This is a genomic window from Microbacterium sp. BR1 (assembly GCF_002812725.1).
Taxonomy (GTDB): Bacteria; Actinomycetota; Actinomycetes; order Actinomycetales; family Microbacteriaceae; genus Microbacterium.
This window is the reverse complement of the sequence record NZ_NMUN01000004.1, coordinates 287062-311323: the sequence shown is the minus strand read 5'-3', so window position 1 is coordinate 311323 and position 24262 is coordinate 287062. Positions and strand designations below refer to the sequence as shown.

The following is a 24262-nucleotide window of genomic DNA, read 5'->3' as shown; positions in this document are numbered from 1 at the left end:
GCGCGCATCGCGCGTGCCGTCCGCACGACCCGAAGACCGACACACGGAACAGGATGTGCGACGCGCGGCGCGTCGCACATTCGATCGTGCGGACGGCCCAGAGCGCCACACAGCATGACCGACCGCAGCACCGGCAATCCACGGCCGATCAACAACCGAGGGCACCGTCTCAGACGATGCGGGCCCGGATCCGCGCCGACGCGAGGGCGAAGAACACCACGACCATCGCGGCGAGGATCGCGACGACGTACCCCGTGGGCACGGTCCAGTCACCGACGACCAGGTCGATCCCGTAGAACTCGCGCAGGAACTCCTCCGCCTCGGGCTGCCCTCCCGTGAGGGTCGCGAGCGTGCCCGCCGTGAGCTCCTGCCTGAGGAGCATCGCCGACTGTGCGAAGGGCAGGGCGTTCACGACGACCCGCACGCCCTCCGGCAGCACCCCGACCGGGAGGTAGGCACCGGCTATGAAGCCGAGGATCGTGCCGACGATGGTAGACAGCGCCGCGAATGACGCGACCGTGGAGATGAACGACGCGATGAACGCCGAGAGCGCCGTGAACGCGGCGGCCGACAGGGCGATGTAGGCCAGCACGAGCAGGAGGGAGGGCAGGGGCAGGGTCACGCCGCTCACGAAGAACATGTACGCGAGACTGGCGACGAGCACCACCAGGGTCATCACGAGCGAGATGATCAGCGCCGCCAGGAGGTAGCCGAGCACGAGCTGCCCGCGACGGATGGGCGACACCAGGAAGTCGCGGAATCGGCCGGACGCACCGTCCTCCACGAGCACGCCCAGCGCACCGAGACCCGTCGTGATCGACGTGATGCCGACGATCCCCGCGAACATCCAGGTGTCGACGAACGCCTTCAGTTCGGCGCTGGTGGCATTGGGGAACGACGTCTCGAGCGAGGCGCTCTGCAGGTTGCCGAGAAACAGCGTGTACAGCGCGAAGAGGATGATCGCGGCCAGGAGCGAGAAGAAGACGTTCATGCGATCGCGGAAGAACAGCCGCAGGTTGCGGGCCACGATCCCGAGCACGACGCCCATCAGGTCTCCGTCCGTTCGTTCGCGGTGAGGGCGAGAAAGACGTCGTCCATGCTGCCGTGCCGGAACTCGAAGTCGAGCACGTCGTCGCCGTGCGCGGCGAGCAGGCTCCGCGCCGCGTCCGCGCTCTCGACAGCGATCGTCACGACAGCCCCGTCGCCGTCGGCGGTCAGTCCTCTCGCCGCGACGAGGGTCGCGAGCGCGGCGGGATCCCGTGTCGTGATCGTGAGGATGCTTCGGCTGTGCCGCGCGCGCAGCTCGGCGGGGCTCCCCTCCGCGATGATGCGGCCGCGGTCGATGATGCAGACGCGCCCCGCCTCCTCGGTCTCCTCCATGTAGTGGGTCGTCAGAAACACCGTGAGGCCGCCCGCGTTCGTCAGCGTGTGGATCGTCGACCAGACCGTCGCGCGACTCGCCGGGTCCAGGCCCGCGGTGGGTTCGTCCAGGAACAGGATGCTCGGCCCCGGGAGCAGTGCGCGGGCGATGTCGACGCGCCGCTTCTGTCCGCCGGAGAGCTTCCCGTAACGACGATCGACGAAGTCGCCCAGCTGGATGAGCTCGGTCAGCTCTTCGATGCGGGACGCCACGGCCGTGCGATCCGCCGTGTAGAACCGCCCGCGCATGCGGAGGTTCTCGCGCACCGTCAGCGCCTCGTCGAGCAACGACTCCTGGAAGACGACCCCGATGCGACGACGCACGTCCTCGCCTTCGCGACGGACGTCGTGGCCCGCGACCCGGACGCTGCCCGCATCGAAGGGCAGCGCGGTGGTGACGCATCCGATCGTCGTGGACTTGCCCGCGCCGTTCGTCCCGACGAACGCGAAGACCCCGCCGACGGCCACCTCGAACGAGATGTCGTCGACCGCGACGACGTCCTTGTAACGCTTCGTGAGCCCCGCGACCTCGATCGCGGGCGACGTCGTGCGCGCGGTGTCAGAGGGCATACCCCCATCCTGGCGGGCGCGGACCTCCGGCACCAGCGGTCATGTCCGAAGGCGGTATCGATCTGGGCGATGTCCTTCGAGGCACGGCCGCCAGCAGGCGAAGATGCTCGCGCCGATCAGTCGCGGCGTGAACATCGGACGCGGTGTGGGCCCTGCCGGGATCGAACCGACGACATCCACGGTGTAAACGTGGCGCTCTACCAGCTGAGCTAAAGGCCCTTGGGGCCAGTCTAGGTGCGCGGGTCAGAATCGGGTGGCGTGGCGCGCGGCGTTGACTCTGGCATCGCGCGCTGACGGTCGCGAACGGGAACGGGCGGGCCGTTGCGGTGTGAGAGCGTGCGGGATCGCACGGCGAGGGGCTCGTGGCGACTGTCGGTGCGTGCTGTGACGCCCAGGGACCCCTGGGGAGGCCTATGCGGGCGCCAGCCCGGCGGCTGTAGCGACGCGGAGCTTGCGGAGGTTGTGGCAGATCGTGTGGAGTAGCCATTCGCCTTGGGCGCCGGCGAGTCCGCGTAGCCGGAGCTGTCCGGCGTTTTGCCGGGTCTTCATCTGCCCGAACGCGGGTTCAACGATGGCTTTGCGGCGCGCGTAGTCGGTGCGGCCCTGCTCGGTGCGCAGCGCGTGCGCCATCCGCTCCCGCCGGCTCGCGTCCTCTGGGGCCGGGTCCGGGGCGCCGGCGGTAGGGAAGCTCTCGCCGTGACGTTGCCGTCCCGTCGCGATCAACACCTGTGCGTCCAGATCGTCGGCGGCTTCGAGGTTGGCTTCCGAGCAGTAGCCCGCGTCAGCGAGGACGACCTCTGGGGAACGCTCGATTCCTGCCGCGTCGAGGTTCCGTAGGGTCTGCTCGGCCATCGGGACGAACTGCTGGATATCGGTGGCCTGCTGGGTGACCTCGGCGCTCAACACGATCTGGTGGCCCTCATCGACAACGGCCTGCGCGTTGAACGCGTAATCGAAGCCGCGGACCGTCTTCATCATCCGCGCCTCAGGATCGGTGAAATTGCGTTGCGCTTTCGGCTTCGGCGCCGCCGTGTCCACCGCAGTCGCGACGGCCGCGTCGGCCTGCTCAGGGGGCTGACCGGCGGCGTCGGCCTTCTTCCGCGCCACGGCTGCCGCCTTCTCGGCGGCGTCGGCCTCGATCGCGTCCTTCGCGGCACGTAGTTTTGCCAGGCGCCCCTCACGGCGGGCCAGCTCCGGGGCGACCTCGTCCCCGCGCCGGTCCTGGCCGAACTGCTGATCCTCGGCCTCATCGACCGCCTCCGCCTCGGCGAGCAGCGCAGCGACCTCGGCTTGGAGCTGATCGATCTTCGGCACGATCCGGTCATAGCTCATCGCCTTATGCCGCGACGCGTTCGCAGCCAGCTTCGTGCCATCCAGCGCGACCCGCCCCAACCGCACCAGCCCCGCCTCCGCGCAGACCCGCAGCACCTGCAGGAACAACCCCGGCAGGGCATCCAGGTGACGCCGACGAAACCGGGCCAGCGACCGGTAGTCGGGCGCCTGGTTGCCCGACAGCCACCGGAAGGCGATATCGCGCTTGCAGCGCCGCTCCAACTCACGAGACGAGGTCACGCCCGTCGCGTACGCGAACAGCAGCAGCTTCAACATCATCCGCGGGTCATACGGAGGCGCACCCGAGGCGGACGCGTACGACGCGTAGACCGGCGTCAGATCCAAGAGCTCTTCGACGACCTCGGAGATGAACCGGGCCTCATCATCCTCGTCCAGCCAGTCATCCAGACTCGGCGGGAGCAGGAAACACTGCCCCTGGTCATACCCACGGAACGTCTTGCCCGCACCCGCCGGTGCAGCCGATCCCGGCGCCCGCGCCTCACCCGGCTCGACCTCGAACAGACCCTCCAGGCTGGCAGTCACCGTCATGAATCGATTCTCCCAGCACCCCGCGCTATCCACCGGATTCACCCCGGCGCGTTAACGGAAGGATCTGACCCACGCACCTAGAAGATCGAGCCCGAACGAGCCCGACCGAGCCCGAACGACGCTCACGCGAACGCGGCCAAGGCCTCGCGATAGGCCGACAGCGGCCGCGGGCTCGTCGGGTCGTTCACGACCGACCAGCGGACGACGCCCTCCGTGTCGATCAAGAAGCTCGCGCGCGTCGCGACCCCCCGGTCGGCCAGGAACACCTCGTAGGCCCGCGCGACCTCGCCGTGCGGCCAGAAGTCGGACACCAGGTCGAACCCGTAACCCTGCTGCTCGGCCCAGGCCCGCAACGCGTGGTGACTGTCGACCGAGATGCCGACGACGCGCACCAAAGCATCCTCGAAGACCGCGATGTTGTCGCGGATCTCGCACAGCTCGCCCTGGCACCGTCCCGAGAACGCGAGGGGGAAGAAGACGAGCACGACGGGCGAGTCCCGCCAGACATCGCTGAGCGTGAGCGGCTCGCCCGCCTGCGTCAGGAGCGTGAAGTCCGGGGCCTGGTCACCGATCTCGAGGGTCATGCCGACATCCTGCCATCGCCGCGCACCGGCTCAGTCCGGACGGGCGCGGAATGCCCGGAACTGACTAGGCTGAGAGAGGTGTGCGTTCCCGCCCGGCCCACAAGCCGAGACGCCGCTGCCAAGACTCCCCCGGCACGATCTGCCGGCACGAAGAGAGGTCACGTGTGACTGTTCACGACCAGGATCCCTACTCGCAGAACGCCGCTGACAGCGATCCAGAAGAGACTTCCGAGTGGCAGGAATCCCTGCAACAGCTCGTCGACGCGAAGGGCCACGGCCGCGGACGCGAGGTGATGCTCAGCCTTCTGAAGAAGTCGCACGAGCTGCACCTGGGCGTCCCCATGGTGCCGACGACGGACTACATCAACACCATCGCGCCCGAGAACGAGCCCGAGTTCCCCGGTGACGAAGAGATCGAGCGCCGCTACCGCGCCTGGATCCGCTGGAACGCCGCGGTCACCGTGCACCGCGCGCAGCGCCCGGGCATCGGCGTCGGCGGGCACATCTCGACATACGCGTCGTCGGCCGCCCTGTACGAGGTGGGGTTCAACCACTTCTTCCGCGGCCACGACCACCCCTCCGGTGGCGACCAGATCTTCATCCAGGGCCACGCCTCGCCCGGCACCTACGCCCGCGCCTTCCTCGAGGGTCGCCTGACCGAGGCCCAGCTCGACGGCTTCCGCCAGGAGAAGTCCGCCGCGCCCAACGGCATCCCGTCGTACCCGCACCCGCGCCTGATGCCCGAGTTCTGGCAGTTCCCGACCGTGTCGATGGGTCTCGGCCCGATCAACGCGATCTACCAGGCGATGACGAACAAGTACCTGACCAACCGCGGCATCAAGGATGTCTCGGATGGCCACGTCTGGGCGTTCCTCGGCGACGGCGAGATGGACGAGGTCGAGAGCCGCGGCCAGCTCCAGGTCGCGGCGAACGAGGGCCTCGACAACCTGACCTTCATCGTCAACGCCAACCTCCAGCGCCTCGATGGTCCGGTGCGCGGCAACGGCAAGATCATCCAGGAGCTCGAGAGCTTCTTCCGCGGCGCCGGCTGGAACGTCATCAAGGTCGTCTGGGGACGCGAGTGGGACGAGCTGCTCTCGCGCGACACGGATGGCGCGCTCCTGAACCTGATGAACGTCACCCCCGACGGCGACTACCAGACCTACAAGACCGAGAACGGCGCCTACGTGCGCGAGAACTTCTTCGGCCGTGACGAGCGCGCGCTCGCGCTGGTCAAGGACTACAGCGACGACCAGATCTGGAACCTCAAGCGCGGCGGCCACGACTACCGCAAGGTGTACGCCGCGTTCAAGGCCGCCGTCGAGCACAAGGGTCAGCCGACCGTGATCATCGCGAAGACGATCAAGGGCTACGGTCTCGGACCGCACTTCGAGGGCCGCAACGCGACGCATCAGATGAAGAAGATGACGCTCGAGGACCTCAAGCACTTCCGCGACGCCATGCACATCCCGATCACGGACGGCCAACTCGAAGAGAATCCCTACCTGCCCCCGTACTACAACCCGGGCGAGAAGGACGAGACGATCCAGTACCTGCTCGAGCGCCGCCGCAACCTCGGCGGCTTCCTGCCCGAGCGTCGCACGACCCACGTCGGCCTGACGCTGCCGGACGACTCCGCCTACGCGATGCCCAAGAAGGGTTCGGGCACGCAAGAGGTCGCCACGACGATGGCGTTCGTGCGCCTGCTGAAGGACCTGCTGCGCGCGAAGGACTTCGGTCACCGCATCGTCCCGATCATCCCCGACGAGGCCCGCACGTTCGGCATGGACGCGTTCTTCCCGACCGCGAAGATCTACAACCCGAACGGCCAGCACTACACGTCGGTCGACCGCGAGCTGCTCCTGGCGTACAAGGAGAGCCCGCAAGGGCAGATCATCCACGTCGGCATCAACGAGGCGGGTGCCGTCGCGGCGTTCACAGGCGTCGGCACGTCGTACTCCACGCACGGCGAGCCACTCATTCCGGTCTACGTCTTCTACTCGATGTTCGGCTTCCAGCGCACGGGCGACGCCCAGTGGGCCGCGGGCGACCAGATGGCGCGCGGATTCGTCATCGGCGCGACAGCCGGCCGCACGACGCTGACGGGTGAGGGCCTGCAGCACGCCGACGGCCACTCGCACCTGCTCGCCTCGACGAACCCCGCGACGGTGTCGTACGACCCCGCCTACGGCTACGAGATTGCGCACATCGTGCGCTCGGGCATCGAGCGCATGTACGGCGGCCAGCACCCCGACCCGAACGTCATGTACTACCTGACGGTCTACAACGAGCCGATCGTGCAGCCCGCCGAGCCCGAGGGTGTCGACGTCGACGGCATCGTCCGAGGCATCCACCGCATCTCGACCGGTGAGGGCGACGGCGCGCGCGCCCAGCTTCTCGCCTCGGGCGTGGGTGTGCCGTGGGCCATCGAGGCGCAGCAGCTGCTCCGCGACGACTGGGGCGTGGCAGCGGATGTCTGGTCCGTCACGTCGTGGACAGAGTTGCGCCGCGACGGCCTGGCCGCCGACGAGCACAACTTCCTGCACCCCGACGAAGAGCCGAAGACGGCGTACATCACCGAGAAGCTGGCCGGCGCGCCCGGTCCGGTCGTCGCGGTGAGCGACTTCATGCACGCCGTGCAAGACCAGATCCGTCCGTGGGTGCAGCACGACTTCTACACCCTCGGTGCGGATGGCTTCGGATTCTCGGACACGCGTGCCGCCGCTCGCCGGTTCTTCAAGATCGACGGTCCGTCCATCGTCGTGCGGGCGCTCCAGGCGCTCGCGCAGCAGGGCGCGGTCGACCGGTCGCTCGTCGCCCAGGCGATCGAGAAGTACCGTCTGTTCGACGTGACCGCGGGAACGAGCGGGAACGCCGGCGGCGAAAGCTGAGCCCCGTGCCCGAAACCACGGGAGCCGACGAGAAAGCCGTCTCGGAGAAGGCCGTATCCGACGAGAAGGCGGCGACCCTCGCCTGGTTGCGTCGCATCTCCGGCGACCTCGCCACGGCGACGCTCAACCGACTCGAGGACACGCTGCCCTGGTACCGCGAGATGCCACCCGGGCGGCGGTCCGCGGTCGGCCTCGTAGCCCAGGCGGGCATCACCTCCTTCATCCAGTGGTACGAAGACCCCGAGTCGACGCCCTGGATCGCGGCGGACATCTTCGCCGCCGCTCCGCGTGAGCTGCTGCGCAGCGTCAGCCTGCAGCAGACCCTGCAGCTCATCCGCGTGACGGTCGAGGTCACGGAAGAGCGTGTGACGGGCCGGGGCGGCAGCATCCGCGAGGCGATCCTGAAGTACTCGCGTGACGTCGCGTTCGCCGCGGCGGATGTCTACGCGCGGGCGGCGGAAGCACGCGGGCTGTGGGACGCACGTCTCGAGGCGCTGGTCGTCGACTCGATCCTGACCGGCGAGGCGGATGCCGAGCTGCCGAGCCGCATCGCGGCGCTGGGCTGGCACGGACACGGCGAGGTATGCGTGCTCGTCGGCACGACCCCCTCGCAGTTCGACGTCGATCAGCTTCGGCGCATCGCGCGCAAACTCGGCGTGGACGTGTTGATCGGTGTGCAGGGATCGCGGCTCGTGCTGGTGATGGGGCGCTCGGACTCGGTCCCCCGCGGCGAAGAACCCGCACCGGACCTGCCCTTCCCCGAGATCGCAACGCGTCTCGAACCCGGATTCGGGCCGGGCCACCTGGTGCTCGGCCCCGCTGTTCCCGCCCTGGTCGACGCGAGCGCGAGCGCCCGTGCGGCGCTCGCCGGATTCGCCGTGGCCCGCGCCTGGCGAAATGCGCCCCGCCCCGTCGAGGCGGACGACCTGCTGCCCGAGCGTGCCCTCGCGGGCGACGCGCTGGCCAAGCAGACGCTCGTCGAGCGGATCTATCGACCGCTGCAGGCGCACTCCCCCGACCTCGTCACGACACTGTGGAGCTACCTCGACAACGGCCGGTCGCTCGAGGCCACCGCTCGCGAGCTGTTCGTGCACCCGAACACCGTGCGCTACCGCCTCAAGCGGGTCAGCGAGGTCATCGGCTGGGATGCCACCGGGGCGCGCGAGGCACTCATCCTGCAGTCGGCACTCATCCTGGGCCAGATCGCTGCTACGGACACGCGCAGACGCCCTCTGGTGTCAGCCACGCACAAACGTTCCGGGGTTTCTTCGTAGGACCGAGCCAAGACCCACCCCGGTCGAGTTGACAGACTGGGTAGGTGATCGTCGTAGCCTGCCCCGGTCAGGGCTCTCAGACTCCCGGATTCCTCTCCCCCTGGCTAGAGCTCCCCGGGGCGCGTGATCTGCTCACCGCGTTCTCGGATGCCGCAGAGGTCGATCTGATCCGCCATGGCACGGAGTCCGACGCCGACACCATCCGCGATACCCGCATCGCCCAACCGCTGATCGTCGCCGCGAGCCTGCTCGCCTGGTCCGCGCTCGAGCAGCGCGCCCCGTCGACCCCCGGCGGCACCGCGGGCCACTCGGTCGGCGAGATCGCGGCACTCGTCATCGCGGGTGTGCTCTCTGCCCACGACGGCATGAACCTCGTCGGCATCCGCGGGCGGGCGATGGCGGACGCCGCGGCCCTCGAGCCGACCGGCATGAGCGCCGTCGTCGGCGGTGACGAAGAGGTCGTCCTCGCACGGTTGGAAGAGCTCGCGCTCACCCCCGCCAACTTCAACGGAGGCGGGCAGATCGTCGCGGCGGGAGCACCCGGCGCCCTCGCCGAGCTCGCGGCAGAAGCCCCGCGCGGCGCGCGAGTCATCCCGCTGCAGGTCGCCGGCGCGTTCCACACCGGCTACATGGCGCCCGCGGTCGAGCGGCTGCGTATCGCCGCCGACGCCATAGAGGCGACCGACCCCACGCTCACGCTCTGGACGAACCATGACGGGTCCGTCGTCACCTCGGGTTCGACCGCGATCGACCTGCTGGTCGGCCAGGTCGCCTCGCCCGTCCGCTGGGATCTCTGCATGGCGGGATTCGCCGACGCGGGTATCACGGGCCTCATCGAACTGACTCCCGCCGGTACACTGACCGGGCTCGCCAAGCGCGGACTCCGCGGCGTCCCGTCGGTGGCGGTCAAGACCCCCGACGACCTCGACGCGGCCGCGGATCTTCTCTCGAAGGAAAACGCATGATCTCGTCCGCCCCGCTGACCCAGACCACGGGCGTCCCCCACACGCGGATCTACGCGTACGGCGCCGCGCGCGGCGAAGTCTTCGTCGACAACGACGCGCTCGTCGGACCGATCGACTCGAGCGACGAGTGGATCCGCCAGCGCACCGGCATCATCACGCGCACGCGCGCGGAAGCCGGCACGAGCGCTCTCGATCTCGCCACGGACGCCGCGGCCGAAGCGATCGCCACCTCCGGCGTCGCTCCCGAAGACATCGACCTCGTCATCGTGGCGACGATCAGCAACCCCCAGCAGACCCCGTCGATCTCGGCCGTCGTCGCCGACCGTGTCGGAGCGAATCCCGCGGCCGCCTACGACCTGAACGCGGCCTGCGCCGGGTTCTCGTACGGGGTAGCCCAGGCAGATGCCCTGATCCGCAGCGGAATCGCCCACTATGCCGTCGTCATCGGTGCCGAGAAGCTCAGCGATGTCGTCGACCCGACTGACCGCAGCATCTCGTTCCTGCTCGGCGACGGTGCCGGCGCCGTCGTGGTCGGCCCGAGCGAAACGCCCGGCATCGGCCCCACGGTGTGGGGATCGGATGGCTCCAAGGCCGACGCCGTCGGGATGGACCACACGCTCATCGAGTTCCGCGACGGGGTCGCCGCATGGCCCACGCTTCGCCAGGAGGGGCCGACCGTCTTCCGCTGGGCGGTGTGGGAGATGGTGAAGGTCGCACGCCAGGCCCTCGAAGCGGCCGGTGTCGAGGCATCCGACCTGGCAGCCTTCGTGCCCCATCAGGCCAACATGCGCATCATCGACGAGTTCGCCAAGCAGTTGAAGCTGCCCGACACCGTCGTGATCGGCCGCGACATCGAGACGACCGGCAACACGTCGGCAGCATCGATCCCTCTGGCCACGCACCGTCTGCTGCAGGAGCACCCCGAGATCAGCGGCGGTCTCGCCCTGCAGATCGGCTTCGGCGCCGGTCTGGTGTTCGGCGCTCAGGTCGTGGTGCTGCCGTGAGCGAGCGGATAGCCACCCTAGACTGATCTGCGGTCGACGACACGACTCCAGAACCCCCGTAAAGATCCAGAACCAAGGAGACACCATGGCCTTTTCTACCGATGAGGTGCTCGCCGGGCTCGCTGAGCTCATCACCGACGAGACCGGCATCTCGGCCGACGACGTCGCCCTCGAGAAGTCCTTCACCGACGACCTCGACATCGACTCGATCTCGATGATGACGATCGTCGTGAACGCAGAAGAGAAGTTCGGCGTCACCATTCCCGACGACGAGGTCAAGAACCTCAAGACCGTCGGCGACGCCGTGACGTTCATCACGTCGAACCAGTCCTGATCCACCCTCTCGGGGGCCCCTGGGCCCCCGAGAGCGACAGCAACGCCTGAGGATTCGTGTCATGACCACCAAGCGCATCGTCGTCACCGGAATCGGTGCCTCGTCACCCCTCGGTGGCACCGCCCCCGAAAGCTGGACCGCCCTTCTTGCCGGCGTGTCGGGCACGCGGACACTCGAGCACGAGTGGGTAGCCGAGTACGAGCTGCCCGTCACGTTCGCGGCCGAAGCCGTCGTGCGCCCCGAGGACGTCCTGCCCCGGCCCACCGCCAAGCGGCTCGACCCGGCGTCGCAGTTCGCCCTCGTCGCCGCCATGGAGGCCTGGGAGGACGCCGGAGCGCCCGAGGTCGACCCGGAGCGCCTCGGCGTCGACTTCGCGACCGGCATCGGCGGCGTCTGGACCCTGCTCGACGCGTGGGACACCCTGCGCGAGAAGGGCCCCCGCCGCGTCATGCCGATGACCGTGCCGATGCTCATGCCGAACGCGGCGGCCGGCAACCTCTCCCTCCACTTCGGTGCGCGCGCGTTCGCCCGCACGGTCGCCAGCGCGTGCGCGTCGAGCACCGAGTCGATCGTCAACGCGGTCGAGCACCTGCAGGACGGCCTCGCGGACGTCGTGATCGCGGGCGGCACCGAGTCGGCGATCCATCCGATCACCATCGCCTCGTTCGCGTCGATGCAGGCGCTCTCGCGTCGCAACGACGACCCCGCGACGGCATCGCGTCCGGGAAGCATCGACCGCGACGGCTTCGTCATGGGCGAGGGCGCCGGCGTGCTGATCCTCGAGACCGAGGAGCATGCCAAGGCTCGCGGCGCGAAGATCTACGCCTACGTCGTCGGCGGCGGGGTCACGGCGGATTCATACCACATCACGGCGAACGACCCCGAGGGGCACGGCGCGGCACGAGCCGTGACGATGGCACTCGAGATGGCCGATGCGTCCCCCGACGACGTCACGCACATCAACGCGCACGCGACGTCCACGCCCGTGGGCGACCCGAACGAGTACCAGGCGCTCCGGGCCATCTTCGGGGCCCGTGTCGACGACATCCCGGTCTCAGCGACGAAGGCCTCGACCGGCCACCTGCTCGGGGGAACCGGAGCGCTCGAGGCGATCTTCACGGTCCTGGCGATCGGTCAGCGCCAGGCACCTCCGACGATCAACCTGACGACGCAGGACCCCGAGGTGCCCTTCCGGATCTCGGGTCAGGTCCAGGACCTCGGTGCGGGCGACCAGTTGGCGATCAGCAACTCGTTCGGCTTCGGCGGGCACAACGCCGTCGTCGCATTCTCGACGAATTGAGGTTGGCGCGCGGTCGCTTCGACAGGTTCGGTGACCGCGATCCAGGGGTTTCCACATCCTGACCCAGCCAACAGGCCGCGCGAGCGCGGACGATGGGTTCGGTCCGAGTGTGGGGATGTCTGGAGTCTCGGGTCGCCTTCAGCCTACGAGCGCCTCTAGCCCACCTTGTGGAGCCACACCACGGGTGCCTGATCGCTCGCGTGGCGGAAGATCTCGAGCTCGTCATCCCAGGCTTGCCCGAGGGCGACGCCCAGCTCACGCTGGAGTTCTCGAACATCGCCTGCGGCGATCTCCATCGCGTAGCGGATCCGATCTTCCCCGATGACGACGTTGCCTGCCGCATCGGTCTGCGCATAGTGGATGCCGAGGTCGGGGGTGTGCAACCACCGGCCGCCATCCGAACGCGGGGTTGGATCCTCGGTGACCTCGAAGCGCAGATGTTCCCAGCCGTGCATGGCCGAAGACAGCGAGGCGCCGGTTCCGACGGGGCCCTCCCAATAGAACTCGGCGCGACGAGCTCCGGGTAGGACAGGCTGCTCGTCCCACTCAAAACTCACGGCACGACCGAGTGCACGCCCGACAGCCCATTCCAGGTGCGGGCACAACGCCCGCGGCGCGGAGTGGACATAGATCACTCCGCGCGCCGATGATGTCGCCATTTCCACTTCCGTTTCTTCAGGTACGTCTTCCCCTACGACCTGTGACACGTGTTTCGGCGACTGCTGTTCGGTTGTGGGCCCATTATTGCCCATCACATAACGGAATCACAACACTGTGATTCCTCGGCGCGGCGCGGGGGTGAGTCACCCCGTCTGCACCGCCGCACGGACGGGCGAACATCCGAGAGGTCCCGCGTGGCAGAACGAGCCCCCCGCGGCGCATTCGGGCCCGAACGACCACTGCGTTCCTCCCGCATGTCCGCGCCTAGGCTGAACGTCGTGTCTGCCGTCTCCGTCATCATCCCCTGGCGCCCCGCGCCGTCGCGCCTGACCGCATTCGAAGCCGTGACGAGCTGGTATGCGCGCGAATTCCCCGAGTTCACCGTGCGGACCGTGGACACGGATGACGACGTGTTCGTCCTCGCCGCGTGCCGTAACAAGGGCCTCGCCGGCCTGAGCCTGGATGACGTCGTCGTGATCAACGATGCCGACACGATCCCGGAAGCGGGGGCTCTGCGCGGGGCCATCGCCGCGGCCCGGACGAGCGGCCTCGTCCACCTGCCGTACACCGCGTACCACTGGCTCGGGGCCCCCGGCACGGCCCAGTACCTCACGGGGACGGATCCCGAGCGGTGCGCGTTCGAGCTGGTGCGCGGCGCGTGCTCCGGCGTGTACGTCACGACGCCCCGCACGTGGGCCGCCCACGGCGGGCAGGACGAGCGCTTCCGCGGGTGGGGGTACGAGGACGCCGCGTGGAACCTCGCCCATGAGACGCTCCTCGGCAGCCCGCCTCGGCGACACGACGGTCGGGTGTATGCCCTGCACCACGTCGCCGAGACGCGAGCGGGTGCCCGGTTCGACGCGAACGCGGCGCTGATGGAGCGCTACCGGTCCGCGGCGGGCGACCCCGAGGCGATGCGTTCGCTCGTGAGCGAGCGCGACCCCGCGAGCACCTCGTAGGCGACGACCGGGCCGGGGCGGGCGGCCTGTCCCTCCGCGATCTTCCGGAGCAGCCCGCGGTCCACATCGAGGTCGCCAGCGCCGTCGCCGCCCCCGAGAAGGCCACGCAACGCGTCGGTCACCTCCGCCACGGTCGCGGCGTTGGGATCGAGGGCCACGCCCACCCGCGTGCGCTCGACGGTCGCGGCTCCCGCGAACTGGTCGGTCGAGAAAGGCAGGACGAGCAGCGGCACACCGCTTCCGAGGGCCTCTGTGACCGAGTTGTTGCCGCCGTGGTTGACCGCCGCCGCCGCGCTCGCGAGGAGCCGCACCTGCGGCAGGTGCGTGCGGACGAGCCATCCGTCCGGCACGTCGCCGAGGGCCCCCGGCGGGGTCGCACCCGTTGCGATCGCGGCGCGCACGCCCAGGCGACGAACCGCCTCGGCTACCCGCGACAGCACGTCATCCCGCACCGACAGGAAGCTCCCGAAGCTCACGTAGACGTAGGGCTCGTCCCGGGCGATCCACTCCAGGATGTCGGGAGCCACCTGTTCGTCGCGCCGCGTCGACCCGAGAAAGGCGTGCGGCGGCAGCATCCGCCCCTCTGTCTCGGCGAGCTCCGCAGGGTAGTTGTAGAGCACGGTGCCCCCGTGCGCACCGCCGTGGGTCGCGAAGGCGTCGCTCACGTCTGCCGCCCGCCCGTTGAGTTCGCGCGCGGCACGGTTCCACTCCCCCGTGAAGCCCGCGGCGACCCGGTCGCAGAGCGCGCGAAGCTCGGCCAGGTCGTCCTCCGCGGGCGAGAAGGCGCGCGGCCAGAACGGCGGGTAGCCGTACACCTCGCCCGGGACCGGCAGGGCACTCGGATGCCCCAGCACGACGCCGCCGTAGGGCACGCCCGCGGTCTGCAGGGCCATCCGGGCGCTGAACGCCAGATGGTCGACGATGATCGCATCGGGGCGGACCCGATCGACGATCTCGAGCACGCGCCGGCCCCGTCCGACGGGATCCCACATCAGGTCGGTGAGCCGTTCTCGAGCCTGGTAGCGGAGGGTCTGCACCATGCCGATACACGTCGCGTCGAAGAACCCGCGCAGCGACGCGCCCTCGTCGCGCGGCTGCTCGTCCGCACGGATCACCCCGGGGTTCGATCCTCGGCCGAGCGTCAGATCGACGCGCTCGAGCCCGAAATCCGCGACGATGCCGGCTGTGGACGGTCCCGTCGCGACGACCACGCGCTCCCCCGCGTCGCGCCACCGCGTGGCAAGGGTGGCGAGGGGTAGCAGATGCGAGGCGTAGTCGGGGCTGATGACGAGCAGCGTCACCCGAGTACCCCCGCGGCCCGGATCAGCTCGGCCTCTTCGCGGGTCACACCGCGGTAGACGGGGCCGAGAGCCGACGCCATCCCCTGGATCGTGAAGCGGTCGCGAACCATGTCGTGCGCGCGTTGCGCGCGCGAGTCGTCGCGCTCCGCCGCGATGTCGAGCGCCTCGGCGATCGCCTGCGCAAGGTTCGCCACGTCCCATGTCTGGGTCAGCACGCCGGTGTCGCCCCGCGTGACGTAGGTCGCGGGGCCACCGCCGTCGGGCGCGACGACGGTCAGTCCCGTCGCCATCGCCTCGAGCAGGGCGATGCCGAATTCCTCTTTCACACTCGCGCAGACGTAGACGCCACCGGATGCCGCGAGCCCCGGCATCCCGAACCGGACGGCCGCGAGCCACCGCGCCGCGACATCGTTCGAGCGGTGGCCGGCGAGCACAAGACCCCGCGCGGCGCGATCCTCGTCGGGAACGATCTGGGCGATCCGTTCGACCTGCTCGCGCTCGTCGAGCGACGGCTTCTCGAGGTCACCGCCGATGATGAGCATATTCGCACGTTCGGCCAATGGGCCCCGGGCCCAGGCCTCGACGAGCGTCGCCATGCCCTTGACCCGGTGCAGTCGCCCGACGCTCACCAGCAACGGGAGCCCCCTGCGCTCGTTCGGCAGTTCTGCGAGCAGGGCGCGAAGCGGCTCGATCTCGGGCGGGCAGTCGTCGGTCGAGCACGCCCGGAGCTCGCCGACCGCGCGATCGACGACGTCGAGGTCGACCCCCTCGGCGACGATCGTGTGCCGTTCAGGATGGGACGAGATGTCGATGCCGACGAGCTGGCGCATGTCTTCTTCGAGCTTGGGCCGCGGGAAGAGCACGGTATGGGCGGCGTTCGAGGCGAGGCTCTGCACGAGCCGGGCGCGGAACCAGAAGTGCTCGCGCATGTCGACCTCGCCGAAGTCCGACCGCTGCAGTGCCCCCGAGAGATCCATCGACTGGATCACGGCGTGCGGGTCTGGAGCGACCGTGAACACGACCGGGATCCCGAGTTCGCGGGCGACGTCCGCGGCCGCGAGGCTGCCGACGTCCGCCATGCGCAGGTGCAGCACGTCGATGCGACCGGCGGCACGCAGGATGCGTCGGATACCACGCCGTGCCGGCACGCGCAGGGACCACGCCGCAGCCGAGGGCACCGGCTGATCCGCGAGCGGCACGCGCCCGTAGACGTGACCCTCGCGGTCCATCCCGATGACGCCGAGGTCGATCACGGCGCGCTCGCGCGGGCCCCGCGACAGGGTCACGACGCGCTGAACACCCGTCGAGGGATCCGCGACGAGCGCATCTCCCAACCGGACGAGCAGGGTTGCTATGCCGCCGTTGTCGCCCACCCCGCCGAGGTGAGCGAGGGCTCGATATCGGCGTGGAGGAACAGCTGCGCGACCGTGAGCGGACCGGGTTCCGGTGCGGGGCCGCTGCGCACGGCCCCGGTCGCGGTGCGCCCCGCGGCGAGGTCGACGAGCGCGAGACGCGCGGCATCCGCCAGCTCGTCCCCGCGGTCGGCGAGGCCGTCCAGCAGCGATGCGGCTTCGGCCGAGTGCGCGCGCTGACCGAGTGCGGCGACTGCGGCGATCCGCACGGGGCGCGACTCTCCCGGGTCGCCCGCGCACCGCAGCAGCGTACGCGCGGCGATGGGGGCGCGCACGAGTCCGAGAGTCTCGACGAGGCGCGCGCGGGACGGGGCATCCTGAATCCCGAGCAAAGCGCTCTCGATCGCGACGGCGAGCGTCTCGCCGGCCGTGATCGACCAGTTCTCGAGCGTCCGCTGCGCGAGCATTCCCGAGAACCCTCCCGCGGCCACGATCCCCAGCAGACGCCCGATCGCATCGAAGCGCGGCAGTCCCGCGCCGAGCGCCCATGCGGCGTGCTCACGGATGAAGCCGCGCTCGTCCGAGAGCAAGCTGCTGAGGGTCCGCGCCGCCTGCTCGTCGTACATCTCGGCCAACGCGTGGACGGCCGTGATCGCGGCCACGTCGTCATCGCTCGCGAGCGCCTTCGCGAGCAGCCGCAGGGTGCGCACGCCCGGGTCGCGTCCCGCTTCGAAGGCGACATCGTCCGCGAGCCGAATGGCGTCGACGATCCCCGGCGCGGCGTACACCGCGTCCATGGCCGTCTGGATGCCCATCGTCGTCTCCTTCGCGCGCGCGAGTCCGCCCGAGAGCCGCCGCATGCCGATCGTAGCCCGCGTGGATGACATCGGCCTCGGCTGGCGTCGGCCGATTCTGGAGGCTAGGCTCCGGTGCTCGTGCGGCTTCTCTCCATCGGTGATATCGGCGTGTCCGACGGCATGATGCACATCGGCGACGAGGCGATGTTCGAGGCCCTGCGGGACGAGATGCGCGCCCGCGGTGTCGAGCTCATCGCCGTGTCCGCGGAGCCCGCGGAATCGGCCGATCGCTACGGTATCGACGCCGTCCCGCGCATCGGGTTCGCCGGACTCTCGCGCGATGCGGCGGATGCGCGGATGCGCGAGGTCGTGGCCGCGGCGAAGCATCCGTCGTCCCTCGGCACGGACGACTCCGCGCGCGAGATCATCGACGCCGTTTCCGCCACGGACGGCGTCGTGATCGCGGGCGGGGGAAACCTCGCGTCGCGGTGGCCCGTGCACATCTACGAACGCGTGACGCTGGCCGCCATCGCGAGCGAGCTCGGACGCCCCGTGGTGGTCACGGGACAGACCCTGGGACCGGATCTGATCGACGCGGACCGGGCACTGCTCGCCCCCGCGCTGCGTGCCGCCCGGCTCGTCGGCGTGCGTGAGACGAGATCGCTCGCCCTTGCCGCCGATCTCGGTGTCGCGGCCCGCGTCGGCGTCGACGACGCGTCGTTCCTGGGCGATCGCGACCCGGGCACGGATGATGAACCGGATGCCTCGGCCCCGCCGTCCGGCGTGCTCGTCAGCCTCTCGCTCGCCCTCGGCGGAGCGCAGCGCGACGAGACCGTCGCTCGCCTCGCGCGCCTCATCGATCACGCGGCCGAACTCACCGGTGAGCCCGTCGCGTTCCACGCGCATTTCGGGCCCCTGGATCCGATCTCGCCGGCCCGTGGCGACGCCGTGCTGCACGACGAGGTGCGTGCGCGGATGACCTCCCCTTCGCGGGTCATCCCGACCGGCGACCCTCGAGCGGCGGCGCGCCTGGCCCGCTCGAGCGCCCTGCTGATCACCGGCCGGTATCACCCCGCCGTCTTCGCCGCACCCGCGGGTGTTCCCGTCGTCGGGCTCGTCGCCGACGACTACACGCGCATCAAACAGCTCGGCGTGCTCGCGCACTGGGGTCAGGACGGCGTCGCACCGCTCGCCGATGCGGACGCCTTCGGTGGTGCCGTGCTGGAGCGCGTGTGGTCCTCGCGCGCACGAATCGCCGAGGCCGCGGCCGAGCGCGAGCCCCGCAATCGAGCGGAGGCCGCGCTCTGGTGGGACGCGGTGGCAGACGCCGAGCGGCGTTCTACGGAGTAGGGCGGGTGGGACTTGAACCCACGATCGTCGGGTTATGAGCCCGCTGCCTTGACCAGCTTGGCCACCGCCCCGTGGGTGAAAGCCTAGCGTCCGTCAGACGAGAGGGTGAGGACCCGCGCCATCGTCCGTTGCCGTCAGCCCCGAGCTATCCGCCCCGCGTGAGCCGCCACGGAGGATCGGCAGCTCCTGGCTGTTCGAGAGAACCTGCGGGTGGAAGCGCGCGAGCGTGATGACTCCCCAGACGGCGATCGCGCCGGCGATACCGAAGCCGATCAGGGCCCAGAGCGGCGCCGCGCCACCCTCGCCGAGTACGAGCAGACCGATCAACACAGCGACCATCGGGTCGATGACCGTCAGGCCCGCGATCACCAGGTCGGGCGGACCCGACGAGTACGCCGTCTGTACGAAGTACGCACCGACCCCCGTCGCCGCGAGCAGCGCGATCAGGCAGACCAGCGTCAGCCATTCGAACTCACCGGCTTGGATGCGCTTGATGACGACCTTCGCGAGCGTGGCCACGAAGCCGTACACGACACCAGCGCTCAGGATGTAGAACAGGGCGCGCATGCGCTTGCGCAGAAGGATCCAGAAGACGAGCATCGCCACCATCACGATCGCGAGCGTCACGAGCACCGTGATGAGCTCGTTCTGGCTCAACGGCCGCTCGGTCGCGAAGATGGCCGCGATGATCACGAAGATGAAGATGCCGCCGACGCAGGCGATGATCGCCATGAGGGATCGCCGGGTGGGCGGTAGCCCGCTCACCCGCGAGTTCAGCAGGGTCGTGACGACGAGCGCGATCGCGCCCAAGGGCTGCACCACGATGAGCGGCGCGACCGTCAGCGCGCCCAGCTGGCACAGGATCGCCATCCCGAGCATGAGCGTTCCGACGACCCATGACGGGCGAGACAGCAGGCGCGAGAGCTGCCGCATGGTCAGACCGCTCGCGCCGTCCTGGCCGCTCAGACGCTCGACCTTCTCGACCCCACGGTGCTGGTACTGCGCCCCGAACGACATGAAGACCGCGCCCGCGAGCGCCAGCGGGATACCCAGGAGCAGGCCAGGATTCTGGAAAGCGCCGACGAGCTGCTCGCCGACTTCTTCTACCGATCCCACCCACATCACGCATCGACACTAACCGAGCCGGATGCCGATGGGCTGAGGCGCTCCGGATAGGCTCGAGACGTGGCCGTGCTCCCGATCGTGATCCTGGGCGATCCCGTCCTCCATTCCCCCGCCGCTCGTGTCGGCGTCGTGACGGACGAGATCCGCACCCTCGTCGCCGACATGTACGAGACCATGGATGCCGCACCCGGCGTCGGTCTCGCAGCCCCGCAGGTCGGAGTGCCGCTGCGCATCTTCGTCTACTCGTACGAGGACGACGCGGGCGCCCCGTGGCGCGGCGTCGTGATCGATCCCGAACTGTGGATCACTCCCCCGGAGCCGGGGCGCCCCGACCCCGACGCCGAGAGCGAAGGCTGCCTGTCGTTTCCCGGCGAGCGGTTCCCGCTCCGTCGCGCCGACCGGGCCCTGGTCACGGGGACCGACCTCGAGGGCGAGCCGGTTCGCCTCGAGGTCGACGGCTGGCGGGCGCGCATCCTGCAACACGAATTCGATCATCTCGACGGCATCCTCTACGTCGACCGGATCGGCGACGCCGACGCCAGAACGGCGGCGAAGATCGTCCGGAAGCGCGGCTGGGGCGTGCCGGGTCGGTCCTGGATGCCCGGCGTCGACGACCTGGACGCGTAGGCCGAGCCGCGTAGGGCGAGCCGCGTAGGCCGAGCCGCGTAGGCCGCGCCTCGCGCCACCCGCCGAATGCGCGCGTAGGCTCGAGGGGTGGAAGAGGTCCGGATCGAACGCCGCGCGAGCCTGGAAGTGCTCCGTGCCGAGGCCTCCGAAGAACTCGGCGTCGTCGTCGAAGAACGTCTGCGCCAGGGCGAAGACCCCTGGGCGTTCATGGAAGAGCTCCCGACGGTCGACGAGCTGGTCGTGCACATGCTGCGCGCCGACGCGATCATCGCGGACGGCGGACGGATGCCGACGCACGTTCGCCACTACCGGGTGCTCCGACAGATCGCCCTCGAACACCCCGCGCTGACGAAGACGGTGTGGCGGATGCTCGGCGAAGACCCGCTGGCCCGCCGCGGCTGATCACCGAACGCAGCTACTCGGGTACGACGCGGGGCAGCGTCACGACGGCGGTCGTCCCGACACCGGCGCTGCTGCGCAGTTCGACATCGCCCCCGTGCGCGCGAAGGATGTTGCGGACGATGTGCAGCCCGAGCCCGAACCCCTGGATCGCCTGCGACCTGACCGACGGCGCCCGGTAGAACGAATCGAAGGCCCGGGCCCGCTCGGCCCGCGTCATGCCCGGGCCCGTGTAGGTCACCTGGATCTCGACGTGGTGCTCGTGTGACGAGACGCGCACGATGACGGGCATGTCGTCTGCGCCGAACTTGAGCGCGTTGGTCAGCAGCTCACCGATCGCCTGCACCAGCCGAACCGGATCCGCATCGATCTCCAGACCGTCTCGGTGAGTGCCGAATCGTGTCACGCGACCGCGGACCGATGGGTGGAGCTTCTCGACGCACTCCTCGATGAGTCGTCCTATGCCGACGCGAGAACGGTTCAGATCCACCCCGTCGTCCCCCGCGGCCATGAGCTCGCCGATGCGGGCAGTGAGGCGCACCATCCCCCGACGCACGGTCGCGACCCGCTCCGCGAGGCCGGCGGGAAGCGCGGGGTCCTCTTCGAGCAGGTCGAGGTAGCCCACGGTGGCCGTGAGCGGCGTGCGGAGCTCGTGCACGACCGTCCGCAGGAACTCCTCGCGGATCTCGACCGCCTCGGCCAACTCGGTCACGTCGTACATGACGATCACCGTGCCGAGCTTCTCACCGGATTCGCGTCGGACGGGGTTGGTCGATGTGATCACGGCCGACTGCCCGCGCGCCGGACCGATCCATGCGAAGTGCCGCTCCACCGTTTCGCCGGCGAGACCGCGCGGCACCGGCTGCTCGGAAGGCGGGATCTGCGTCGTGCGGTCGGGAAGGTACATCCGCTGTCCGCTGTACGGTGGGCGATCCAGGCGGAAGCCGATCGTCTCCGCGGCCCGCTCGGCTAGATCATTGGCGATGTCGAGACGGCCGTCGGCGTCGAAGAACGCCACACCCGCGTTCACGGTCTGAAGGATGCCTCGAGCGATCACCTCGGTGTCCCGAGCTTCATCGAGCGCGGCACGCTGAGCGTCGAACGCGATGTCCCGCTCGGCGCGGCGCGACCGCAGCTGCTCGGCCGCGAAGCTGACGAGAACCGCGAGTCCCAGCACGAGAATCGGCAGTGTGACGACGTTCAGCCATTCGAGGGGAGAGTCCGGGAGGCCACGCACGGTGAGGAACGGGAAGGCGGAGACGAAGAGCGCGCCCGCCATCGCGATGAGGATGCCCGATTGCGAAAAGCCGTAGGTGAGTCACAGGACGGGGAAGATCACGAGCATTCCCGCGGCGGGCAGATACGCCAGTAACGCCGTGTGGATCAAGGCCACGCCGACGATGTCGGCCAGCGCGAGGATGATCAGCGTCCCGGGTGCCCAACGCTCCCATGGCAGCAGTACTCCCGTGATCGACGAGATCAGGATGATGAGCGACCCCGCCCCGAGGAGCAGGTCGTCGCGCACCTCGGGGACGACGAGGACCGTGGCAACCGTCACGAAAACCGTTGCGACCAGGAGGGGCAACTGGGCACGGGCCATGACCTGGAGCCGTCCTCGAAGGGATCTTTCCTGCTCGAATAACGGCATCCGGTCCCTCTCGGTTGCCGCGACGGTAGCCCAGATAGGCATGAAGCGCCGAGGGGTTGTGCCCGGGCCGCGGCGGAGGTATGCCCCGAAGGAGAAGGACGCGAGTCAGACCAGCAGGTACAGAGCACCGACGATCGTCAGGGTGATGACGATGCGTTCGAACCACGCCTGGTTGATCCGGCCGGCGATCATGCGTCCGCCGAAGGCACCGAGCAGGACGGCCGGCACGAGAATCACATCCGTCAGCAAAGTCCCCGGTGTGATCAGCCCCAACCCGAACATGATGGGCAGCTTGGTCACGTTGACCAGGGCGAAGAACCATGCGGCGGTGCCGAGGAATGCCATCACCCGGAATCCGGATGCGAGGAAGTACATCGACATGACCGGTCCGCCGGCATTCGCGACCATCGTCGTGAAACCGCCCAGAGAGCCGTATGCGGCAGCCGCGGGCCAGCGCGGCCGCTCGACAGCGGGTGCGCCTCGGCGCACGTAGCGACGCCAGAGGGTGAAGGCGATGAGGACGAGCAGGATCACGCCGATCGTCCGCCGCACCCAGGAGTCATCGGCGACGACGAGGAAGGCGGCGCCGAGCACGAGGCCGACCGCGACTGCGGGCACGAGCCGCGCGAGCGCTCGCCAGTCCGCGTGGCGACGATAGGCCCAGAGCGCGAAGATGTCCCCCACGATGAGCAGCACGAGCAATGTCGCCGTCGATTGCTTCGCCGGAAGGACGGCCGCGAAGATCGCCACGGCGAGCGTGCTCGCGCCCGGAAGCGCAGCCTTCGACAATCCGACGATGAGAGCCGCAACGGCGAGAAGAACCCATCCGCCCGGCCCAAGATCTGTCACTGCTCCCCCACTTGGACTCGAACCAAGAACCTATCGGTTAACAGCCGATTGCTCTGCCAATTGAGCTATGGAGGAATGCGCCCGACTCGCGCCGGGCAACCCGGCTATCCTAGCAAACCCGAACCGGCCACAACGACACGTACGGGTCAGGGCGCCACGAGCCACGGGTCGACATCCGCGCCCGGGGCCCACGACAACTGGTCGTGCGGGCCCTGCGCGACCGTGTGCCCGTGCTGCAACACGATCACGTCGGCATCCAGCGCACTCGCGAGTTCGGGATCGTTCGACACCGCCAGAGTCGCCATGGAGAACGATGTCGCACGCTGGCGCAGCGCGGCCAGAGCCGCCGACCGTGAGGCGACATCGAGGTTCGCGAGAGGCTCGTCGGCGATCAGCACGCGGGGCTGCAGGACGAGCGCACGGGCGAGCGCGACGCGCTGGCGCATCCCGGCGCTCAATTCGTACGGAAACTGCGTCGCCACCTTCAGGGGCAGATGCATCTCGTCCAGCATCGACGCGACCAGAAGCGCCAGAGCGCGTTCACCGACCTTGCGGTCGCGGCTGGTGATCGGCTCGGTGATGATCTCGCCCGCCGTGAGCCGCGCGGGCAGGTCCGCCCCGGCCCGCTGCGGCAGATAGCCGGTGAAGTACGTCAGCGACCGCCTCGCCCGGCCGGGGTGGCGAATCGAGACGCCGTCGACGAACGCCTGACCGCCGACGACCGAGAGATCGTCGCCGCCACGCCCCGCGAGAGCGACGGCAAGGCTCGACTTTCCCGACCCCGTCGAACCCATCACGACCAGCGAACGACCGGGCATCAGACCGAACGACACGCCGTCGACGGCACGACCGCCGCCCGGGCGAGAACCCGAGGCGTGGGCCAGCGAAAAATCCTCCGCGAGGATCGCGAACGGGATGTCTCGACGCCGGGCCATGCTCTTCATCATGCCCCGGATCACACTCCGGGGCGGGA

The 24262-nt window shown here is 69.4% G+C and carries 23 protein-coding genes and 3 tRNA genes; 10 read left to right on the top strand and 16 right to left on the bottom strand.

Annotation, left to right across the window (positions count from 1 at the left end; translation table 11 throughout):
* Positions 1-169: 169 nt before the first annotated feature.
* From CGU35_RS05690 to CGU35_RS05670, 5 genes are all read right to left on the bottom strand, one after another.
* Positions 170-1048 (bottom strand): ABC transporter permease, encoded by an 879-nt coding sequence (locus tag CGU35_RS05690; RefSeq protein WP_100810617.1) that lies wholly within the window; start codon positions 1046-1048, stop codon positions 170-172.
* A complete protein-coding gene (locus CGU35_RS05685) occupies positions 1048-1989 on the bottom strand; it encodes an ABC transporter ATP-binding protein (protein ID WP_100810616.1) in 942 nt (313 codons plus the stop codon). The genes CGU35_RS05690 and CGU35_RS05685 overlap by 1 nt, the downstream gene beginning before the upstream one ends.
* A gap of 146 nt (positions 1990-2135) precedes the next feature.
* Positions 2136-2208: transfer RNA gene (locus tag CGU35_RS05680), tRNA-Val, on the bottom strand.
* 192 nt (positions 2209-2400) lie between these two features.
* Positions 2401-3870 carry an IS1182 family transposase gene (locus tag CGU35_RS05675; protein WP_036294992.1) on the bottom strand — a complete coding sequence of 490 codons (1470 nt, stop codon included), beginning with the start codon at positions 3868-3870 and terminating at the stop codon, positions 2401-2403.
* A 122-nt stretch (positions 3871-3992) separates the two neighbouring features.
* The gene (locus tag CGU35_RS05670; RefSeq protein ID WP_100810615.1) at positions 3993-4454 is read right to left on the bottom strand and encodes a peroxiredoxin; all 462 of its coding nucleotides are present in this window, start codon (positions 4452-4454) and stop codon (positions 3993-3995) included.
* Positions 4455-4618: 164 nt separating this feature from the next.
* Between CGU35_RS05670 and aceE the strand changes: the two genes are divergently transcribed.
* From aceE to CGU35_RS05640, 6 genes are all read left to right on the top strand, one after another.
* Entirely contained in the window at positions 4619-7345 is a 2727-nt protein-coding gene (gene aceE / locus CGU35_RS05665) for a pyruvate dehydrogenase (acetyl-transferring), homodimeric type (RefSeq protein WP_100810614.1), read from the top strand.
* 5 nt (positions 7346-7350) lie between these two features.
* Positions 7351-8619, top strand: a complete 1269-nt coding sequence (locus CGU35_RS05660; RefSeq protein ID WP_100810613.1) for a PucR family transcriptional regulator — start codon at positions 7351-7353, stop codon at positions 8617-8619.
* 44 nt (positions 8620-8663) lie between these two features.
* Positions 8664-9584: an ACP S-malonyltransferase gene (locus CGU35_RS05655; protein WP_100810612.1), complete on the top strand. Its 921-nt coding sequence runs from the start codon at positions 8664-8666 to the stop codon at positions 9582-9584.
* On the top strand, positions 9581-10588 hold the full coding sequence (locus CGU35_RS05650; protein ID WP_100810611.1) for a beta-ketoacyl-ACP synthase III: 1008 nt from the start codon (positions 9581-9583) through the stop codon (positions 10586-10588). The genes CGU35_RS05655 and CGU35_RS05650 overlap by 4 nt, the downstream gene beginning before the upstream one ends.
* 85 nt (positions 10589-10673) lie before the next feature.
* Positions 10674-10922, top strand: coding sequence for an acyl carrier protein (locus CGU35_RS05645; RefSeq protein WP_036297167.1), 249 nt, complete (start codon positions 10674-10676; stop codon positions 10920-10922).
* A 61-nt stretch (positions 10923-10983) separates the two neighbouring features.
* Positions 10984-12222 (top strand): beta-ketoacyl-[acyl-carrier-protein] synthase family protein, encoded by a 1239-nt coding sequence (locus CGU35_RS05640; RefSeq protein ID WP_100810610.1) that lies wholly within the window; start codon positions 10984-10986, stop codon positions 12220-12222.
* 155 nt (positions 12223-12377) lie between these two features.
* Here CGU35_RS05640 and CGU35_RS05635 read toward each other — a convergent pair whose 3' ends face one another.
* Positions 12378-12881, bottom strand: coding sequence for a DUF3145 domain-containing protein (locus CGU35_RS05635; protein WP_100810609.1), 504 nt, complete (start codon positions 12879-12881; stop codon positions 12378-12380).
* A gap of 279 nt (positions 12882-13160) precedes the next feature.
* On the opposite strand from CGU35_RS05635, the gene CGU35_RS05630 reads away from it, so the two are divergent.
* Positions 13161-13841 (top strand): hypothetical protein, encoded by a 681-nt coding sequence (locus CGU35_RS05630; protein WP_100810608.1) that lies wholly within the window; start codon positions 13161-13163, stop codon positions 13839-13841.
* Here the strand turns inward: CGU35_RS05630 and CGU35_RS05625 are convergent.
* From CGU35_RS05625 to CGU35_RS18515, 3 genes are read right to left on the bottom strand one after another with little or no spacing between them, the layout of a single operon-like run.
* Entirely contained in the window at positions 13766-15142 is a 1377-nt protein-coding gene (locus CGU35_RS05625; RefSeq protein ID WP_100810607.1) for a glycosyltransferase, read from the bottom strand. The genes CGU35_RS05630 and CGU35_RS05625 overlap by 76 nt on opposite strands.
* A complete protein-coding gene (locus CGU35_RS18520; protein ID WP_232711162.1) occupies positions 15139-16515 on the bottom strand; it encodes a glycosyltransferase in 1377 nt (458 codons plus the stop codon). The genes CGU35_RS05625 and CGU35_RS18520 overlap by 4 nt, the downstream gene beginning before the upstream one ends.
* Entirely contained in the window at positions 16494-17381 is an 888-nt protein-coding gene (locus CGU35_RS18515; RefSeq protein WP_232711161.1) for a HEAT repeat domain-containing protein, read from the bottom strand. The genes CGU35_RS18520 and CGU35_RS18515 overlap by 22 nt, the downstream gene beginning before the upstream one ends.
* A 42-nt stretch (positions 17382-17423) precedes the next feature.
* Here CGU35_RS18515 and CGU35_RS05615 point away from each other — a divergent pair, with 42 nt between their 5' ends.
* Complete coding sequence (locus CGU35_RS05615) at positions 17424-18641, top strand: polysaccharide pyruvyl transferase family protein (RefSeq protein WP_100810606.1); 1218 nt, start codon at positions 17424-17426, stop codon at positions 18639-18641.
* On the opposite strand, the gene CGU35_RS05610 is transcribed toward CGU35_RS05615, so the two are convergent.
* A tRNA-Ile gene (locus CGU35_RS05610) sits at positions 18639-18712 on the bottom strand. The genes CGU35_RS05615 and CGU35_RS05610 overlap by 3 nt on opposite strands.
* Before the next feature lie 22 nt (positions 18713-18734).
* The gene (locus CGU35_RS05605) at positions 18735-19763 is read right to left on the bottom strand and encodes a DMT family transporter (RefSeq protein ID WP_181003392.1); all 1029 of its coding nucleotides are present in this window, start codon (positions 19761-19763) and stop codon (positions 18735-18737) included.
* Positions 19764-19826: 63 nt separating this feature from the next.
* Here CGU35_RS05605 and def point away from each other — a divergent pair, with 63 nt between their 5' ends.
* Together def and CGU35_RS05595 are read left to right on the top strand one after the other, a co-directional pair.
* Positions 19827-20393 (top strand): peptide deformylase, encoded by a 567-nt coding sequence (gene def, locus CGU35_RS05600; RefSeq protein WP_100810605.1) that lies wholly within the window; start codon positions 19827-19829, stop codon positions 20391-20393.
* 87 nt (positions 20394-20480) lie between these two features.
* Positions 20481-20795: a tryptophan synthase subunit alpha gene (locus tag CGU35_RS05595; protein ID WP_100810604.1), complete on the top strand. Its 315-nt coding sequence runs from the start codon at positions 20481-20483 to the stop codon at positions 20793-20795.
* Positions 20796-20808: 13 nt separating this feature from the next.
* Here CGU35_RS05595 and CGU35_RS05590 read toward each other — a convergent pair whose 3' ends face one another.
* The 5 genes from CGU35_RS05590 to CGU35_RS05570 form a co-directional block, all read right to left on the bottom strand.
* Positions 20809-22071 (bottom strand): sensor histidine kinase, encoded by a 1263-nt coding sequence (locus CGU35_RS05590; RefSeq protein ID WP_100810603.1) that lies wholly within the window; start codon positions 22069-22071, stop codon positions 20809-20811.
* A 39-nt stretch (positions 22072-22110) separates the two neighbouring features.
* Entirely contained in the window at positions 22111-22392 is a 282-nt protein-coding gene (locus tag CGU35_RS05585; RefSeq protein ID WP_100810602.1) for a hypothetical protein, read from the bottom strand.
* A gap of 153 nt (positions 22393-22545) precedes the next feature.
* Positions 22546-23289: a sulfite exporter TauE/SafE family protein gene (locus tag CGU35_RS05580; RefSeq protein WP_100810601.1), complete on the bottom strand. Its 744-nt coding sequence runs from the start codon at positions 23287-23289 to the stop codon at positions 22546-22548.
* A gap of 2 nt (positions 23290-23291) precedes the next feature.
* Positions 23292-23364 (bottom strand) — tRNA-Asn (locus tag CGU35_RS05575).
* A 71-nt stretch (positions 23365-23435) separates the two neighbouring features.
* Positions 23436-24224: an ATP-binding cassette domain-containing protein gene (locus tag CGU35_RS05570; RefSeq protein ID WP_100811303.1), complete on the bottom strand. Its 789-nt coding sequence runs from the start codon at positions 24222-24224 to the stop codon at positions 23436-23438.
* Positions 24225-24262: the final 38 nt, after the last annotated feature.